This window comes from Neisseria sp. Marseille-Q2251 (assembly GCF_940793045.1).
GTDB lineage: Bacteria > Pseudomonadota > Gammaproteobacteria > Burkholderiales > Neisseriaceae > Neisseria.
Window position 1 is genome coordinate 19,919 of record NZ_CALNWV010000021.1, and the last position, 17,900, is coordinate 37,818.

Sequence of the window (17,900 nt, forward strand, 5' to 3'; positions counted from 1 at the left end):
CTTCTTCTCTATAAAATCAAATCCGTTTTTCTTAAAAACGAATTCATTCAGAAATCTTTCAGATAATGCTTGCCGATTATACCATTTTTAAAGCATTTACTCAGGCTGGTAGATATACATTCTTATGCTTAACAAACTGAAAAATATCAGGCGCTATATCAGTTTCAGACGACCCTTTAGCCTTTGTCTGCTGCAACACAATCCATCAGCGTTTGATAAACCAAATCTGCGGTCGGAATCTGCCCGATATTGCCCAAATTTTTTGCAACAGCCGAAACCTGAACGCCTGTTTTAATCGGATCGGTATCGGTATAAATGCCGACCACAGGTTTTTCCAAGGCATTTGCCAAATGCAGCAAACCGGTATCCACGCCGACAATTCCGACCGCGTGTTTAAGCAGATACGCTGCCTGCAATAAATTCATTTTGTCGCACACGATGGCAAACGGCAGCCCATCTGCAATCTGTTCGGCACGCGCTTTTTCAGCTTCATTTCCCCATGGCAGATAAACGTTGCATTGTTGCTCTTCATTCAGCTTTTGCAGCAATGCTCGCCAGTTTTCCATAGGCCATAACTTACTGTCTCGGCTGGTCGCGTGCAAAGCCGCATAATACGGCTGCTCTAAATTTTTCAGACGACCTGCTTCGGGAACGGTCAAGCCGAATACCTGCGTTTCCGGCATTGCATACCCAAATACTTGGGCGAACAGCTCACGATTGCGCCAAACAGCATTTTTCCCTTTCGGTACAGCGTATGTTTTCGCATACGCCAGCGCAGCCAGTCCCTCGCGCGCGCTGTTTTTATCCAAACCATAAATAGGGGATTTTGCCATTTTGGCGAAACAAGCGCTTTTAATCAGACCTTGACTGTCCAATACAAAATCAAATGCTTCCTGCCGCAAAGCCTGTTTCAGACGACCTATTTCCCGCCAAGTTTCTGCTTGAAAAAAATGTTTGCGCCATTGCCGCCATTTCATCACATGGATTTTTTTCACAAACGGATGCAGGCGCGCAATATCCGCAAATCCGGCTTCACACAACCAATGGAGTTCCACATCAGGGCATTGTCGCGCTAAATCTTCAATTGCGGGCAAAGTGTGAATTAAATCGCCCATACTGGACAAGCGGACAAGCAAAATTTTCATATTCAGTAAGGGGGTTTCACGTGAAACAATTATAAATTATTGATTATTAATATATTTTTTAATTTCGTCGGCGTTTTTAAAGATGATTGCACCGGCAGAACGCATTTCCTGCCATGCCGTTTCAATGGTGTCCGGCGCAATACCGCGACAAGCCGCTTCATTGACGATAACCTGCCAATTGCCGCCTTTGAGTAACTGCAAAACCGTTGTTTTCACACAATAATCCGTAGCCAAGCCGCCGACAATGACCGTATCCGTATTTTGACAACGCAGCCATTCAATCAACCCTGTGCTCAGTTTTTCCTCGATATCGTGAAAACACGCGCCGTAAGGATGCAATTCAGGATCGACGCCTTTCCAAACGCAATAATCGTATTCTTTAGCAGAAGGCAGCCCGTCCAACAATTCATAGCCGCGCGTACCGACCATCGCATGAGCCACCCAAGTCAAATCCGCATCGGGCAAACCTGTCGGCTTCAACATATCAACAGGGTTATCCACAAGCCATTTCGCTGCCGCATGATGCGCATCTTTCGTCATCACGCGCAAATCCGCCAAAGCGGCTTGGGCATTCAATTCTTCGACAATCAAATGCCCCTCGTTCACAGGCAGCTCGTCAGGACACAAAGGCGTAAAAGTTTTTTGTGCATCAACATCAATGGAAACAATCATCTCATCATTTCAACGCGATTAAAATGCCCTGTATTATAACAAATTACTGCCCAAAAGCGGTAAAACCGGCTGTGATAAGATAACGTTTTTCCGAAAAACTTGTCCACAATCCTCATGACTTACACCATCGCCCCCATCGCCACCGCCCGCTCGCCCTACAAACAGAAATTCGGCGTCGCCCGCCAGCCCGGTTTGGTTCCCGCCGCAGAAGTTTGTATCGAGCTGAATCCCGAATTTACCGCAGACAGTGTACGCGGACTGGAACACTTCGACTATGTGTGGATAAGTTTCATCTTTCACGGCGTATTGGATGAAGGCTGGGCACAAATGGTGCGCCCGCCACGGCTCGGCGGCAAACAAAAAATGGGCGTATTCGCCACGCGCAGCCCTCACCGCCCCAATCATCTCGGACTATCACTCTTAAAACTCAACCGCATCGAAACCGGCAAACCCGTCCGCCTTTATTGCAGCGGCGCAGACCTGCTCGACGGCACGCCGATTGTCGACATCAAGCCCTACATCCCCTTTGTCGAATCCAAACCCGACGCCTCATCCGGCTTCGTCAGCGGCAAACCCGAAGAGCTGGAAGTCGTATGGCTGGAAAACATCGGCGCAGAAAATTTATCTGAAAGCACCAAAAACCTTATCAATCAAAGCATTGCCCAAGACCCGCGTCCCGCCTATCAAAATATTCCTGAACGGATTTACGTCATGAATATAGAGGATTATGAAGTCAGGTTTCAAATTGAGGAAAATCGTGCGACGGTTATCAGGATAAGCGTTGTTTAAATTTTTAGTGTCCGCTCCCATTCAAAAAGGTCGTCTGAAAACCGAATTACACGGCGAAATATGGTTTTCAGACGACCTCTTCAAAAAATTGGCATAAAACTTGCATGAAATTCAAGCGAGAAATTTACGTTTCACCCAAAATTTGATTAAACATCAAAAGAAACAACCAGTAACGCGATTTTACCCGTGCCAAACACACGCTTGCCTGAAGACGATATACTATTGCTTTCATTTATGTCCGTATGAAATTGTTACAAAGTGACAATAAATGTCAACAGAATGAAAACGGCGGCGCACGGATAACATCGAATCTTGACCATGCAACGGCGGCCTGATTGAAATTGCCGCAACAAAAAAGGATTAACCATGAAAACGTCCCGCATCGCCAAAACCGCCCTTTACCTCGCTGCCGCAGCCGTACTGTCCGCCTGCGCCGGCAAAAGCCACGTTAAAGCCGACGGAACGACGGACAACCCCGTCTTTCCCAAACCCTACTCCGTAACCTTCAACAAAAACCAAGGCACATTCCCTACCGCCGATGAACTCGAACAGATGAAACCGGGTCTGAGCAAAGACGACATCTACAAAATCCTCGGTCGTCCGCACTACGATGAAGGTATGTTCGGCGTGCGCGAATGGAACTATCTCTTCCACTTCCGCACTCCCGGCGTTCCCGCCAATCCCGATATCGGCTCCAACGTAGAAGGCATTACCACTTGCCAATACAAAGTCTTGTTCGACAAACACAAATACGCCCGCAGCTTCCATTGGAAAGCCGTCTTCCCGGAAGATGCCGTCTGCCCGCCCGTACAAGAAGTTGCCCCACAACCCGCGCCCGAACCTCAAATCATCATCCGCGAGGTTGCGCCTGAAACACCCCACCGCATCCGCAGATAATTAGGAAACCATGTTTAAAAGAATCATCCTCGGCGTATCGCTGCTGGCAGGGCTGAACAGCTTTGCAGCAGCCGATGCCGCCAAAGAATACATGCAACGCAAAAAAGTCATCGTCAATACCGCCAAAGCCGAGCTGTGCTTTGCCGACGATGGTCAGTGCCACCCCGTACTCATCGGTAAAACCACACCAAAAGGCAAATTCGACATGCAGTTGATGAAGACTTCCAAACCCGGCTACGGCGGCGAAGTCATCGGCTTCAAGCAGGAAAAAGACTTCCTCTTCGCCCTGCACCGTGTTTGGACGCTCAAACCTTCCGAACACCGCATGAAACGCATCGCCTCTGATGTCGTATCCGACCGCATCATGACCAACGGTTGTATCAACGTAACCGACAAAGTGTACGACAAGCTGCGCAATTACTTCGTTTTAGAAGTGATTTGACGGACTACTCCGCATAACAAGGATGCAGAAAGGTCGTCTGAAAATCTGAAATGGTTTTCAGACGACCTTTTTATTTAATCAAAGCGAATCTTATTCAATGAACTTAGGATAAACCAAATCCGTAGCGTGGGCTTTGCCCACGAAACCTACCGTTTAACCATTCGAATGGGGTGGTTGTCCTTGCATTTTATTTCGTGGGCAAAGCCCACGCTACTCGTAGCTGCAACGGCAATTTGTCCCTTCCCTCGTCCGGCGGGGGAAGGTTAGGATGGGGGTGGCTTTGTGAGTTTAGGTCAAATTGAATTCGTACAAACCACAGAACCACCCTCTCCCCAGCCCTCTCCCGCCGGACGGAAGAGGGAGTAGATTGCAGGCAAAAACAAGGTCGTCTGAAAAAATTTTCAGACGACCTTTTCTCTTACTTATCCACAGACTGGTTTATCCAATTCGAAATCTTTTAGATTTTGCCTGCGAAGTATTCCAAAGTACGGACGAGTTGGCAGGTGTAGGACATTTCGTTATCGTACCAAGCGACGGTTTTCACCAGTTGTTTGTCGCCTACGGTCATCACGCGGGTTTGGGTGGCGTCGAAGAGCGAGCCGTATTCGATGCCGACGACGTCGGAAGAAACGATTTGATCTTCGGTGTAGCCGTAAGATTCGTTGGCGGCGGCTTTCATTGCGGCGTTGATTTCTTCTTTGGTCACGGGGCGTTCGAGGATGGAAACCAATTCGGTCAGCGAGCCGGTGGCGACGGGGACGCGTTGGGCGGAGCCGTCGAGTTTGCCGTTCAATTCGGGGATAACCAAACCGATGGCTTTGGCGGCGCCGGTGCTGTTGGGCACGATGTTGAGCGCGGCGGCGCGGGCGCGGCGCAAATCGCCTTTGCGGTGCGGTGCGTCAAGGGTATTTTGGTCGCCGGTGTAGGCGTGGATGGTGGTCATCAGACCTTCGACTACGCCGAACTCTTTTTGCAGGACTGCCGCCATCGGGGCAAGGCAGTTGGTGGTGCAGGAAGCGGCGGAGATGACGGTTTCGCTACCGTCCAAAATGTCTTGGTTCACGCCATATACGACGGTTTTCACGTCATTGCCGCCGGGCGCGGAAATAACGACTTTGCGCGCACCGGCGCGGATGTGGGCTTCGGCTTTGGTTTTGCTGGTAAAGAAGCCGGTACATTCGAGGACGACGTCTACGCCCAATTCGCCCCAAGGCAATTCTTCAGGATTCGGATTGGCGAAGACTTTGATTTCTTTGCCATTCACTACGATGGCATCGTCTTTCAATTCGGCAGTACCTTGGAATCGGCCTTGGGTGCTGTCGTATTTGAAAAGGTGCAGCAGCATATCGGCAGGGGTCAGGTCGTTGACGGCGACGACTTCGATGCCTTTGGCTTTTTCAATTTGACGCAATGCCAGACGGCCGATGCGGCCGAAACCGTTAATCGCTACTTTGATGCTCATTTTGATACTCCTGTCAGTAGGGAAAGGGATAAATTTCAATAAGGGCTATTGTAGCCTGAAATAAAACTACTACCTAGAATTACACGATGCTACTTTTAAAATGTTTGATTTAAATAAAAAAACCGTGAAATAGGTCGTCTGAAAATGTAGATTGATACGGTTTGTCCCCATATTTGGGGATAAATTTTGGTTGTTTTTAAAATTAATATGTAATTATTTAAAAAAATGATGATGGTGATGAGTACCTTCCCGTTTTGTGGATAACCTTATTACTGGTTGTATAATCAATTTGTTGGATTCATTTAAAGGCTGCGTTCAAGTTCTGTTTTTTGTGAGAACAAAGTCGGATAATCTGTAATCGTTTGAATTTTTCTGTGGATAAAATCGGATTTTTCCACTCGGATTACACGGCATATTGTCGATAATCTTACCGGTACAAAAGGTCGTCTGAAAAATCTATGGTTCTGAAACGCCTACATTAGCAAATACTATTAAAAATAATGGATTATTTTTTCCTTTTTATCGTATTATCCAAAAATCAAACTAATTATTAAATAAGGAGGCGGTTTATGCTGCAACGAACTTTGGCAAAATCCATCAGCGTAACCGGCGTCGGATTGCATTCGGGCGAACGGGTCGCGCTGACCCTGCATCCTGCGCCTGAAAACAGCGGGATTTCTTTTCGCCGTACGGATTTGGACGGCGAAATGGGCGAAACCATCAAACTTACGCCCTACCTCATCAACGATACGCGCCTGTCGTCCACCATCGTTACTGACAAAGGCGTGCGCGTCGGCACGATTGAACACATCATGTCCGCACTGTCCGCCTACGGCATCGACAATGCGCTGATTGAGTTGAACGCGCCCGAAATCCCGATTATGGACGGCTCCAGCCTGCCGTTTATTTATCTTTTGCAAGATGCGGGCGTTGTCGATCAAAAGGCGCAAAAGCGGTTTTTGAAAATCCTCAAACCTGTCGAAGTCAAGGAAGCAGGCAAATGGGTGCGCTTTACGCCGTATGACGGCTTTAAAGTGACGCTGACCATCGAATTCGACCATCCGGTTTTCAACCGCAGCTCGCCCACTTTTGAAATCGATTTCGCGGGCAAATCCTACATCGATGAAATCGCGCGCGCGCGCACCTTCGGCTTTATGCACGAAGTGGAAATGATGCGCGCCCACAATCTCGGGCTGGGCGGCAATTTGAACAACGCCATCGTGATTGACGACATGGACGTTTTGAATCCGGAAGGTTTGCGTTATCCCGACGAGTTCGTCCGCCACAAAATCCTCGATGCCATCGGCGATTTATATATCGTCGGACACCCGATTATCGGCGCATTCGAAGGCTACAAATCCGGCCACGCAATTAACAACGCTTTATTGCGCGCAGTTTTAGCGGACGAAACCGCTTACGAATGGGTGGAATTCGCCGATGACGAAGATTTGCCGTCCGCCTTCCACGAGCTGCCGGCGGCTTGAGATAAGTCGGCGTATAAAAAGGCTGTGGATGATTGTTCGTCCACAGCCTTTTTATTGAATAAAGGTCGTCTGAAATCTTGATTTTAAGTTTTCAGACGACCTCTCAATAAAACAAAACCATCTTCCGCCAATATTTCAGATATGATTATCCACATGACTATCTAATCTATCCTTCTGAAAAATAGAAAGATTATATTTTTTCTCAAATTTTATACACATTTTATCCATAGCTTTTCTCCAGCGGTAAAAAAGGTCGTCTGAAAACCCAAATTCGGATTTCAGACGACCTTTTATCCACAAGCCGATCGGTGATCAATCGCCCATCACTTTGCCTTCGCGGCGCGGGTCGGCACCGCCGAGCAAACCGTCTTTGCCGATCACAATGCCTTGTACGCCGGAATTCAAATCGCGGATTTGGACTTTGTAGCCCAGTTTTTCCAGAGTTGGCGCTTTGTCCGCCGCTGCGGTTTTTTCCTCGATTTCATACTGGCTGCCGCGATTGAGCATATTCGGCAGGGAAATTGCCGCCTGAATGTCCATGCCCCAATCGATATGCGCCACCAGCGTTTTGGCGACGAAACCGATGATGCGGCTGCCACCAGGCGAACCGACCGCCAGATAAGGCTTGCCGTCTTTCATCACGATGGTCGGCGCCATTGAAGAACGCGGCCGTTTGCCGCCCGCCACGCTGTTGGCAACGGTTTTACCATCCGTGCCGACAGGGTTGAAAGCGAAATCGGTCAATTCATTGTTGAGCAGATAGCCGTTTGCCATCAGCCCCGAGCCGAACGCGTTTTCAATCGAAGTCGTCATCGACACGACGTTGCCGTCTTTATCCACAACCACCAAATGGCTGGTGGACGGCAGCTCTACCGCCATGCCCTGCGCGTATTTCTTGCCAAACTTGCCCGCCTGAATGTTTTCCAGCGCCTTGTCGGATTGACGGATTTCTTCGGCACGCGGTTTCAGGTAAGCCTGAGAAATCAAGGCACGGGTCGGGACGTTGACAAACGCGGGATCGCCAATGTAATGATCTCGGTCGGCAAACGCAATTCGCGACGCATCGCCTATCCAGCGCCAACTGTGGATATTTTCCGATCCCAACGCCTTCATATCCTGATTTTGCAAGACGCCCAAAATCTCGCCCAAAGCAATCGCCCCCGAACTTGGCGCGCCCATGCCGCAGACTTCGTATTCGCGATAAGGCGCGCAAACCGGTTGACGCTCGATAACGCGGTAGTTTTTCAAATCTGACAAACTGATTTTGCCGGGGTTATCCACAGCACCGGTAACGGCACGGACAATATTCTGTGCCTGCGCGCCCTGATAAAACGGCGCGCTGCCTTTTTCCGCCAACAGGCGCACGGAGCGGGCAAATTCAGGGTTTTTCAACACCGTTCCCGCTGCCAAAGGCTTACCCTCAGGCAGGAAATAGGCGGCGGTTTGCGGATAACGTTGCAACGGCTCCAGATTCTGCTCGATGGATTTCGCCATGCGCGGTGAAACCGTAAAGCCTTGTTCCGCCAAAGCAATCGGTTTGTCAAACAGGCTTGCCCACGGCAATTTGCCGTAACGTTTGTGAACATCTTCCAGCAGCTTCGGAATCCCCGGCACGCCGACCGAACGACCGCCGACCACTGCGTTCATAAAGCCCATCGGTTTGCCGTTCTCATCCAAAAAAAGCTCCGGCGTTGCCGCTTTCGGCGCCGTTTCACGAGCATCAAACGTCGTCAGTTTTTTCGCCTTATTGTCCCAATACACCAAAAACGCGCCGCCGCCCAAACCTGAAGACTGCGGCTCGGTCAGACCCAAGGTCGTCTGAATGGCGATCATCGCATCTATCGCACTGCCGCCGCGTTTCAAAATCTCGTATCCCGCCTCGGTCGCCAACGGATTGGCAGACGCCGCCATGTAATGCTTGGCGCGGATCAGTTTCTGCTCGGTCAGCCCCGTCCCTTGTTCCGGCGCATGGTTATCCACAGCCGTCGGCACAGGCGCGGCATCAGGTTTCTGCATCGGCTGGTGCGCGCACGCCGCCAAAACCAAAACTGCCAACAGGTTTAAGCCAAAGGAAAATTTCATATCTGCTCCCTTTTAATGAGATATTTTTCAGACGACCTTTACAGGGCTAAAACACGCAAAAGGTCGTCTGAAACATGAAAAACAATTGGACTCTTTATCTCGTCATACAGTTCCGTTTGAGATCGGTATAAAACCGGCAGGCTGTGTGTATAGCCGGAAAGTTATACACAAAACCAAACCGGATTTCAAAATTATCCACATCTGCCAACAAGGCAAACAGCGGTTTATCCGCATCCAAAATCTACATTCAACTCATTGAACTGAAGAAGGAATCAAAGTTATACACAAGCAAATGCACTACTCAATATAATCATCTATTTATTATTTAAAATCTTATTTATAGTTTGTTTTCCCAACACGCAGCCAACGCCTGCAACGTAAAGGCATCTTTTCAAAAAATTAGATAGTTAAGGATTGTTAAACCTCTGTAAATCAGATAGAGTTACGGCTGATAAATTAAATTAATAATGGAGCTTCCATCAATGAAAGGCGATATCGGCATCATCGGCTTGGCCGTTATGGGTCAAAACTTGATTTTGAATATGAACGATCGCGGTTTCAAAGTCGTGGCGTACAACCGGACCACTGCTAAAGTAGACGATTTTCTCAACGGCGCAGCCAAAGGCACCAACATTATCGGTGCCTATTCATTGCAAGATTTAGTGGATAAACTGGAAAAACCGCGCAAAATTATGATGATGGTGCGTGCAGGTTCTGTCGTTGACGACTTTATTGAGCAACTTGTCCCGCTTTTGGAGCAAGGCGACATTATTATTGACGGCGGCAACGCCAACTATCCCGATTCCACCCGCCGCACCCACGAGCTGGCGGCAAAAGGCATCCGCTTTATCGGCGCGGGCGTGTCCGGCGGCGAAGAAGGCGCGCGTCACGGTCCGTCCATCATGCCCGGCGGCGACGAAGCCGCATGGCCTGCCGTCAAACCCATCTTCCAAGCCATTGCCGCCAAAACCCCGCAAGGCGAACCCTGCTGCGACTGGGTCGGCCGCGACGGCGCAGGCCATTTCGTCAAAATGGTGCACAACGGCATCGAATACGGCGATATGCAGTTGATTTGCGAAGCCTACCAATTCATGAAAGACGGCTTGGGTCTGAGCTACGACGAAATGCACCGCATTTTCAGCGAATGGAACCAAACCGAGCTGGATTCCTACCTGATTGAAATCACCGCCGCAATTTTGGGCTACAAAGACGAAAACGGCGAACCTTTGGTCGAAAAAATCCTCGATACCGCCGGACAAAAAGGCACAGGCAAATGGACCGGCATCAATGCCCTCGACTTGGGCATCCCGCTGACGCTGATTTCCGAAGCCGTGTTCGCCCGCTGCGTGTCCGCGCTCAAAGACCAACGCGTTCAAACCGGCCGCTTGTTCGGCAAAACCATCAGCCCCGTCGAAGGCGACAAAGCCACATGGGTCGAAGCCCTGCGCCAAGCCCTGTTGGCATCCAAAATCATCTCCTACGCACAAGGCTTCATGCTCATCCGCGAAGCCAGCGAAAACAACGATTGGGCATTGAATTACGGCAACACCGCCCTTCTGTGGCGCGAAGGCTGCATCATTCGCAGCGCGTTCTTGGGCAACATCCGCGACGCATACGAAGCCAATCCCGATTTAGTGTTCTTGGGTTCCGACCCCTATTTCAAAGGCGTATTGGAAAACTGCCTGCCCGCATGGCGCAAAGTGGTCGCCAAAGCCATCGAATGCGGCATCCCCATGCCCTGCATGGCTTCCGCGATTACCTTCCTCGACGGCTACACCACCGAACGCCTGCCCGCCAACCTGCTGCAAGCCCAACGCGACTACTTCGGTGCGCACACCTACGAGCGCACCGACAAACCGCGCGGTGAGTTCTTCCACACCAATTGGACAGGCAAAGGCGGCGATACCGCATCGACTACTTACGATATTTGATTTGTTTGAACCAGCAAAAAGGTCGTCTGAAAACCATGAATTTTGGGTTTTCAGACGACCTTTTTATTTGAATCTTTCAATTTGAGGCACGCTTGTTATGGGAATCTCAGCGACAAACTTCGGTTTTAAAAACGGATGCTTGCGGGTGCAGAAGGGTGGGGAAAACGCCCTGTAAAATCTACTGCTTGCGCACAACTTATCCACATTTTAATCTCAGTTAATCCACTATAAAAGCATGATTCATTGAACGCCGTCCCTATACAAAAAGGTCGTCTGAAAAATCTTGGAACTGATTTTTCAGACGACCTTTGATGTCTCAGCGGTATAAAAAGAAAAATGATTTCAGACGTTTAATTTTTCCGCGCAGTAACAAATTCCGCCAAGAGCCGCAAATGCAGGGCTTTTGCGCCGAAGGGTTCGAGCAGGGCGGCGGCTTCGGCGGTCAGGGTTTCGGCGTAGGCGCGGGCGGCTGGCAGACCCATCAGTTTGACGTAGGTGGGTTTGTCGTTGTCGCTGTCTTTGCCGGCGGTTTTGCCCAAGGTGGCGGTGTCGGCTTCGCAGTCCAACACGTCGTCGATAACTTGGAACGCCAAGCCGAGTTTGGCGGCGTAGTCGTCCAAGGTTTGGACGTCGTCTGAATCCAAATCGGGGCAGGCAAGCGCGCCTAGGACGACGGCGGCACGGATGAGGGCGCCGGTTTTGAGGCTGTGCATCTGTTCCAACTGTGCCTGATTCATGGCTTTGCCGACGTTGGTAAGGTCGATGGCTTGTCCGCCCGCCATGCCGAGGCTGCCGGATGCTTTGGCGAGTATGGACAACATGGCGATTTGGCGTTCGGCAGGCAGTCCGGTCGGACGGCTCAATACGTCGAAGGCTTGGGTTTGCAGCGCGTCGCCGACCAAGAGGGCGGTGACTTCGTCGTATTTCACATGGCAGGTCGGTTTGCCGCGCCGCAGGCTGTCGTTGTCCATGGCGGGCATATCGTCGTGAACCAAGGAATAGACGTGCACCATTTCAATCGCCGCCATGGCTTGTTCGACGGCGTTTTGGTCGGCATCGCCCAATTCGGACGCGGCGAGTACCAAGAGCGGGCGCAGCCGTTTGCCGCCGCCGAGGGTAACGTAACGCATGGCTTCGTGCAGCGTGTGCGGCACTTGGTTTTCAGACGGCAGGAAACGCTCCAGCAGCAATTCGGTCTGCGCTTGGGCTTTTTGCTGCCATGCTTTCAATTCATTCGCCGGGTTCAAGGTTCAGCTCCTTCAGTTCGCCCGCGTCCAATACTTGCAGTTTTTGTTCGACTTCCGCCAGCTTGGTTTGGCAGTATCTGACCAGCTCGTTGCCTTCCTGATAGGCTGCCAGAGCGTCTTCCAGCGGCATTTCGCTGCTTTGCATGGACTGGGTCAGGGTTTCGAGGCGGGCGAGGGCTTCTTCAAAGGATTTGGGGGCTTTTTTCATGATGATGCGGGCAAAAAATCAAAGCGGTATTGTAGCATTTTATGGGCTGCTTCTTGGACGGGAACGGAAAAAGGTCGTCTGAAAACCTGATTTCCAAGTTTTCAGACGACCTTTTGAGCTGATGATACGGTAAAAATCATTCTTTCAGAGCGGCGGCACCAAACGTACCGTTTTTAGATTCCAGAAGATGATCGAATCGGCCGGTAAGCTCTTCTGCTTGGGGGCCGAGGAACATACCCGACATGATTTTTTGTTCTTTCTCATCCACATGGAAGAAGCGGTTGCCGACGATTTGACCTTCCAGATTCACTTCATCAAATTCACCGTTTTCGGAGTAAACCGCACCGGAGAGGGATTTGCGGCCGAAGTCCACCATAAAGATGGAGTTGCCGAACGTATTGGCTTGTCCGACATCGCTGTAAAGCGCATAACCGCGGTAAAAAGCCTGACCCTCTTGAGGCATCGCTGCTTCCGGAGTAATAACGCCTTGGTAGAACATATACGATGTATGGATGTCAGTATCTCCATTTTTCAAGCCATAAAACCCGTAGCGGCCGTATTTCAGATGAGTGGCGGCAACCAGGACAGATTTTTCGTTCACATTACCGAATACTTCAGCCCTTTGAGGCTCAGTTTCGGGCAACAGCGGGATTTTTTGTCCATCCAATTCAAGAACATTAATGTCGCCGGTATGGGAAATATCGTCACCCGTCATTCCTGATTGGGAAATTTTGCTGTAATAGCCGTCAATTTGTTGGGTTACAGCAGCTTTGGCGGCTTTGCGTTCTGCTTCCACTCTAGCTTTCTCGGCTTCTTCAGCAGCCTTACGTTCGGCTTCCGCTTTAGCTTTTTTGGCTTCTTCAGTAGCCTTACGTTCTGCCTCAGCCTTAGCTTTTTCAGCCTCTTCAGCGGCCTTACGTTCAGCTTCAGCCTTAGCTTTTTCGGCTTCTTCAGCGGCTTTGCGTTCAACTTCGGCCTTAGCTTTCTCGGCTTCTTCAGCAGCCTTACGTTCAGCTTCAGCCTTGGCTTTTGCAGCCTCTTCAGCCGCTTTACGTTCAGCTTCAGCCTTAGCTTTTGCAGCCTCTTCAGCAGCTTTGCGTTCTGCTTCGGCCTTAGCTTTCTCGGCTTCTTCAGCAGCCTTACGTTCAGCTTCAGCCTTAGCTTTTGCAGCCTCTTCAGCAGCTTTGCGTTCTGCTTCGGCCTTAGCTTTTTCAGCCTCTTCAGCAGCTTTGCGTTCTGCTTCGGCCTTAGCTTTGGCAGCTTCTTCCGCAACTTTACGTTCTGCTTCGGCTTTAGCTTTTTCAGCTTCTTCGGCAGCTTTGCGTTCTACTTCGGCCTTAGCTTTGGCAGCTTCTTCCGCAACTTTACGTTCTGCTTCGGCTTTAGCTTTTTTACGTTCTGCTTCGGCTTTAGCTTTTGCAGCCTCTTCAGCAGCTTTGCGTTCAGCTTCGGCCTTAGCTTTTTCAGCCTCTTCAGCAGCTTTGCGTTCTTCTTCAGCTTTAGCCTTCTCAGCCTCTTCAGCAGCTTTGCGTTCCGCTTCAACTTTAGCTTTCTCAGCCTCTTCAGCGGCTTTGCGTTCCGCTTCGGCTTTGGCCTTCTCAGCCTCTTTACGTTCAGCTTCGGCCTTAGCTTTCTCGGCTTCTTCAGCAGCGTTACGTTCAGCTTCGACTTTGGCTTTCTCGGCTTCTTCGGCAGCTTTACGCTCTGTTTCAGCCTTAGACTCCTCAGCGGCTTTACGTCCCGCTAGGCATTCGGCGTTGCATTCTATTTTGGGTTGATTGGTATCGCTTGAGGTCGTTGACGGCGAACCGCCGCCTCCACCGCCTCCGCAGGCGGCAAGTAACGATAGGGCAAGGTAAGACAGGATATGTGGATAGTTTTTCATCGTAATGTACTTTTATATTTAAAATAGTTATGTGATATTCATTTTATGGGCTTTTTTATAACATGTCATTTATTTATTTGACGAACGGTACTTTTTGTTTATAAATAGTTTATTTTATTTGAATTTTTATGTTGCGAAATCGGCAAATTTTTTGATAGGCGGTTTTTTTGGTGGTCAAACGGTTGTAATTTGCTTGTGTTATAATCCGCACTTCATACAGGTCGGACAGACAGTCGCCGCGTATCGCGTAAGGCATACGGGGAGGAAAGTCCGGGCTCCGCAGAGCAGGATGCCGGCTAACGGCCGGGCGCGGAAACGCGACGGAAAGTGGAACAGAAAGCAATACCGCCGACGGCCGCCTTCGGGCGGCACGGGTAAGGGTGAAAAGGTGCGGTAAGAGCGCACCGTGCACTTGGTAACAAGGCGCAGCAGGCTAAACCCCATCCGGAGCAAGACCAAACAGAACGCTTTGACGCTGCTCGCCGAGCGTTCGGGTAGGTTGCTGGAGTGCATCAGTAATGGTGTGCCTAGAGGAATGACTGTCCGAGACAGAACCCGGCTTATCGTCCGGCCTGTATGTCCCGATTATCGAAAAGGTCGTCTGAAAACTGATTTTTGGTTTTCAGACGACCTTTTACCTTCGATAACCCGTTTCATCAAACCTATTCCCGCTGCTTTTTCAGACGACCTTTCCCCCGTCTCGCCCGCACGATTTACGGTATAATTCCCCATCTTTATCCATTGTTTTCCAAAGCATAAACCATGACACGCAAAATCCTCGTTACCTCCGCGCTGCCCTATGCCAACGGCAGCATCCACCTCGGCCACATGGTCGAACACATCCAAACCGACGTTTGGGTGCGCTTTCAAAAACTGCGCGGCCACGAGTGCCACTACTGCTGCGCCGACGACACCCACGGCACGCCCGTGATGCTTGCCGCGCAAAAACAAGGCATCGCGCCCGAAGACATGATTGCCAAAGTGCGCGAAGAGCACCTCGCCGACTTCACCGGCTTTTTCATCGGCTACGACAATTATTACAGCACCCATTCCCTTGAAAACAAACAGTTTTCCCAAGACATTTACCGCGCGCTGAAAGCCAACGGCAAAATCGAAAGCCGCGTCATCGAGCAGCTTTTCGACCCCGAAAAACAAATGTTCCTGCCCGACCGCTTCGTCAAAGGCGAATGCCCCAAATGCCACGCCCAAGACCAATACGGCGACAACTGCGAAGTCTGCGGCACGACCTATTCCCCGACCGAACTGATCAACCCGTATTCCGCCGTTTCTGGTGCCAAACCCGAATTGCGCGAATCCGAACACTTCTTCTTCAAACTGGGCGAATGCGCCGACTTCCTCAAAGCATGGACTTCCGGCAACAACCCGCACGACGGCAAGCCCCATCTGCAAGCCGAAGCCCTCAACAAAATGAAAGAATGGCTGGGCGAAAGCGAAGAAACCACCCTGTCCGACTGGGACATTTCCCGCGACGCGCCGTATTTCGGTTTTGAAATCCCCGACGCGCCGGGCAAATACTTCTACGTCTGGCTGGACGCGCCCGTCGGCTACATGGCGTCGTTTAAAAACCTGTGCGACCGCATCGGTGTCGATTTCGACGAATACTTCAAAGCCGACAGCCAAACCGAGATGTACCACTTCATCGGCAAAGACATCCTCTATTTCCACGCCCTGTTCTGGCCCGCCATGCTGCATTTCTCCGGCCACCGCGCCCCGACCGGCGTGTACGCACACGGCTTTTTGACCGTGGACGGACAAAAAATGTCCAAATCGCGCGGCACCTTCATCACCGCCAAATCCTATCTGGAACAAGGCTTGAACCCCGAGTGGATGCGCTACTACATCGCCGCCAAACTCAACAGCAAAATCGAAGACATCGATTTGAACCTGCAAGACTTTATCTCGCGCGTCAACAGCGACCTCGTCGGCAAATACGTCAACATCGCCGCCCGCGCGTCAGGTTTCATCGCCAAACGCTTTGAAGGTCGTCTGAAAGACGTTTCAGGCAGCGCATTGCTGGCAAAACTCGCCGCCGAAAGCGACACCATCGCCGAGCAATACGAAAACCGCGAATACGCCCGCGCCCTGCGCGACATCATGGCATTGGCGGATGCCGTAAACGAATACGTCGATGCCAACAAACCGTGGGAACTCGCCAAACAAGAAGGTCAAGACGAACGCCTGCACGAAGTATGCAGCGAACTCATCAACGCCTTTACCATGCTGACCGCCTACCTCGCCCCCGTATTGCCGCAAACCGCCGCCAACGCCGCGCGTTTCCTCAATCTGGACGCGATTACCTGGGCGAACACGCGCGAAACCTTGGGCGAACACACCATCAACAAATACGAACATTTAATGCAACGAGTGGAGCAAAAACAAGTGGACGATTTAATCGAAGCTAACAAACAAAGCATTCAGACGACCCCCGCGCCTGCCGCCGAAGAGAGCAAATACGAAAAAGTCGCCGAACAGGCGAGCTTCGACGACTTCATGAAAATCGACATGCGTGTCGCCAAAGTATTGAACTGCGAAGCCGTCGAAGGCAGCACCAAACTCTTAAAATTCGACCTCGATTTCGGTTTTGAAAAACGCATCATCTTCTCCGGCATCGCCGCGTCTTATCCCAACCCCGCCGAATTGAACGGCCGCATGGTCATCGCCGTCGCCAACTTCGCCCCGCGCAAAATGGCAAAATTCGGCGTATCCGAAGGCATGATCCTCTCCGCCGCCACCGCCGACGGGAAACTGAAGCTCTTAGATGTCGATGCAGGCGCGCAGCCCGGGGATAAAGTGGGCTAAAACGCTGAAAAAAGCTGTCTGAAACCATCATGCAAGATGTTCGGACAGCTTTTTTTGTATCTTTAAACCAAGGAAAAACCAATGAAAAAACTGCTTTTTATCTTTTTGGGACTGGCGAGTTTTAATGTCTATGCCAACGGCTGCCCCGGACAATTTGACCCCGTCAGCGGTATTTGCCGCTTTCAGGGGAATAACGGGGAATTGGTTCAATATAATATGGCTCCGCCCCAATCCTCCAACGTCCAAAACAATACTAAAGTTATCAACATCAACGTCCCCTCAAAATATTTGGCTTTAGCAGTCAATCTCAAAACGGGTATTTCAGGCGGTGCACTTGATATGGATTCCCGTGCTGCCGCAGAAAAAGAAGCTATCAGAACTTGTGAACGAGGTGGCAGTAATGCCCCTTGTAAAGTAATCGCTTGGGTTAGAAACGGTTGTATCGCTGCTGCCCAAGGGAAAGAAGGTAAACAATCGAGGGTTTTCTCTGGTACGACAAAACCTGGTCGTGCTGAAGCGGAAGCCTTGAAGAAATGTCAGGCTGCGGGTGTTCCGCAATGCAAAATTGTTGTTTCTGAAGCCTGCTCGTTGCCTAGATATTGACAGGCAAAAGGTAGTCTGAAAGTTTTCAGACGACCTTGGATTCGGATTTCAAGTGCAACACTAGTGTATCAGCGGTTTGAACAGATTCAAGAATAAAACACTTGGTGTTTCGTAGCCAAGTGTTTTTCTTGGCCGGTGGTTCAACTCATCTTGAACCCTGCGTATCTCCCGATCACTGATGTTGCGGAAATCGGTTTGCTTGGGGAAATATTGCCGGATGAGTCCGTTGGTGT

14 protein-coding genes, 1 other RNA gene and 1 pseudogene are annotated in these 17,900 nt (G+C 50.4%); 8 read left to right on the forward strand and 8 right to left on the reverse strand.

The genetic code is table 11. From position 1 onward, the window contains the following. Positions 1 to 176: 176 nt before the first annotated feature. Positions 177 to 1,145, reverse strand: a complete 969-nt coding sequence (gene waaC / locus AAG834_RS08345; RefSeq protein WP_342031846.1) for a lipopolysaccharide heptosyltransferase I — start codon at positions 1,143 to 1,145, stop codon at positions 177 to 179. 36 nt (positions 1,146 to 1,181) lie between these two features. Then, positions 1,182 to 1,817, reverse strand: a complete 636-nt coding sequence (locus tag AAG834_RS08350) for a nicotinamidase (protein WP_070514221.1) — start codon at positions 1,815 to 1,817, stop codon at positions 1,182 to 1,184. A gap of 114 nt (positions 1,818 to 1,931) precedes the next feature. Here AAG834_RS08350 and tsaA point away from each other — a divergent pair, with 114 nt between their 5' ends. The 3 genes from tsaA (at position 1,932) to AAG834_RS08365 (ending at position 3,945) form a co-directional block, all read left to right on the forward strand. Next, the gene (gene tsaA / locus AAG834_RS08355; RefSeq protein WP_070514220.1) at positions 1,932 to 2,606 is read left to right on the forward strand and encodes a tRNA (N6-threonylcarbamoyladenosine(37)-N6)-methyltransferase TrmO; all 675 of its coding nucleotides are present in this window, start codon (positions 1,932 to 1,934) and stop codon (positions 2,604 to 2,606) included. A gap of 366 nt (positions 2,607 to 2,972) precedes the next feature. Continuing rightward, positions 2,973 to 3,503: an outer membrane protein assembly factor BamE gene (locus AAG834_RS08360; RefSeq protein WP_003755818.1), complete on the forward strand. Its 531-nt coding sequence runs from the start codon at positions 2,973 to 2,975 to the stop codon at positions 3,501 to 3,503. A 10-nt stretch (positions 3,504 to 3,513) separates the two neighbouring features. Then, positions 3,514 to 3,945 (forward strand): hypothetical protein, encoded by a 432-nt coding sequence (locus AAG834_RS08365; protein ID WP_003755816.1) that lies wholly within the window; start codon positions 3,514 to 3,516, stop codon positions 3,943 to 3,945. Between the two features lie 457 nt (positions 3,946 to 4,402). Here the strand turns inward: AAG834_RS08365 and gap are convergent, their stop codons facing one another. Continuing rightward, the gene (gene gap / locus AAG834_RS08370) at positions 4,403 to 5,407 is read right to left on the reverse strand and encodes a type I glyceraldehyde-3-phosphate dehydrogenase (protein WP_003755815.1); all 1,005 of its coding nucleotides are present in this window, start codon (positions 5,405 to 5,407) and stop codon (positions 4,403 to 4,405) included. 569 nt (positions 5,408 to 5,976) lie between these two features. Here gap and lpxC point away from each other — a divergent pair. After that, positions 5,977 to 6,891, forward strand: a complete 915-nt coding sequence (gene lpxC, locus AAG834_RS08375) for a UDP-3-O-acyl-N-acetylglucosamine deacetylase (RefSeq protein WP_049230484.1) — start codon at positions 5,977 to 5,979, stop codon at positions 6,889 to 6,891. Between the two features lie 312 nt (positions 6,892 to 7,203). On the opposite strand, the gene ggt is transcribed toward lpxC, so the two are convergent. Then, positions 7,204 to 8,973 carry a gamma-glutamyltransferase gene (ggt, locus tag AAG834_RS08380; protein ID WP_342031847.1) on the reverse strand — a complete coding sequence of 590 codons (1,770 nt, stop codon included), beginning with the start codon at positions 8,971 to 8,973 and terminating at the stop codon, positions 7,204 to 7,206. A gap of 482 nt (positions 8,974 to 9,455) precedes the next feature. Here ggt and gnd point away from each other — a divergent pair, with 482 nt between their 5' ends. Continuing rightward, positions 9,456 to 10,904 (forward strand): decarboxylating NADP(+)-dependent phosphogluconate dehydrogenase, encoded by a 1,449-nt coding sequence (gene gnd, locus AAG834_RS08385; RefSeq protein WP_070514488.1) that lies wholly within the window; start codon positions 9,456 to 9,458, stop codon positions 10,902 to 10,904. Positions 10,905 to 11,254: 350 nt separating this feature from the next. Here gnd and AAG834_RS08390 read toward each other — a convergent pair whose 3' ends face one another. The 3 genes from AAG834_RS08390 to AAG834_RS08400 all read right to left on the reverse strand — a co-directional run bounded on the left by AAG834_RS08390 (position 11,255) and on the right by AAG834_RS08400 (position 14,244). Next, the gene (locus AAG834_RS08390) at positions 11,255 to 12,151 is read right to left on the reverse strand and encodes a polyprenyl synthetase family protein (protein WP_070514489.1); all 897 of its coding nucleotides are present in this window, start codon (positions 12,149 to 12,151) and stop codon (positions 11,255 to 11,257) included. Next, complete coding sequence (locus tag AAG834_RS08395; RefSeq protein WP_029609485.1) at positions 12,135 to 12,362, reverse strand: exodeoxyribonuclease VII small subunit; 228 nt, start codon at positions 12,360 to 12,362, stop codon at positions 12,135 to 12,137. Before AAG834_RS08395 ends, AAG834_RS08390 begins: the two co-directional genes overlap by 17 nt. 133 nt (positions 12,363 to 12,495) lie before the next feature. Continuing rightward, positions 12,496 to 14,244, reverse strand: coding sequence for a transferrin-binding protein-like solute binding protein (locus AAG834_RS08400; protein ID WP_342031848.1), 1,749 nt, complete (start codon positions 14,242 to 14,244; stop codon positions 12,496 to 12,498). Between the two features lie 217 nt (positions 14,245 to 14,461). On the opposite strand from AAG834_RS08400, the gene rnpB reads away from it, so the two are divergent. From rnpB to AAG834_RS08415, 3 genes are all read left to right on the forward strand, one after another. Then, positions 14,462 to 14,823, forward strand: an RNA gene (gene rnpB / locus AAG834_RS08405) — RNase P RNA component class A. A 183-nt stretch (positions 14,824 to 15,006) separates the two neighbouring features. Continuing rightward, on the forward strand, positions 15,007 to 17,064 hold the full coding sequence (metG, locus tag AAG834_RS08410; protein ID WP_342031849.1) for a methionine--tRNA ligase: 2,058 nt from the start codon (positions 15,007 to 15,009) through the stop codon (positions 17,062 to 17,064). A gap of 81 nt (positions 17,065 to 17,145) precedes the next feature. Beyond that, positions 17,146 to 17,667, forward strand: coding sequence for a DUF4189 domain-containing protein (locus AAG834_RS08415; RefSeq protein ID WP_342031850.1), 522 nt, complete (start codon positions 17,146 to 17,148; stop codon positions 17,665 to 17,667). Positions 17,668 to 17,727: 60 nt separating this feature from the next. Here the strand turns inward: AAG834_RS08415 and AAG834_RS08420 are convergent. Further along, positions 17,728 to 17,900, reverse strand: a pseudogene (locus AAG834_RS08420) (IS30 family transposase); the annotation flags it as partial.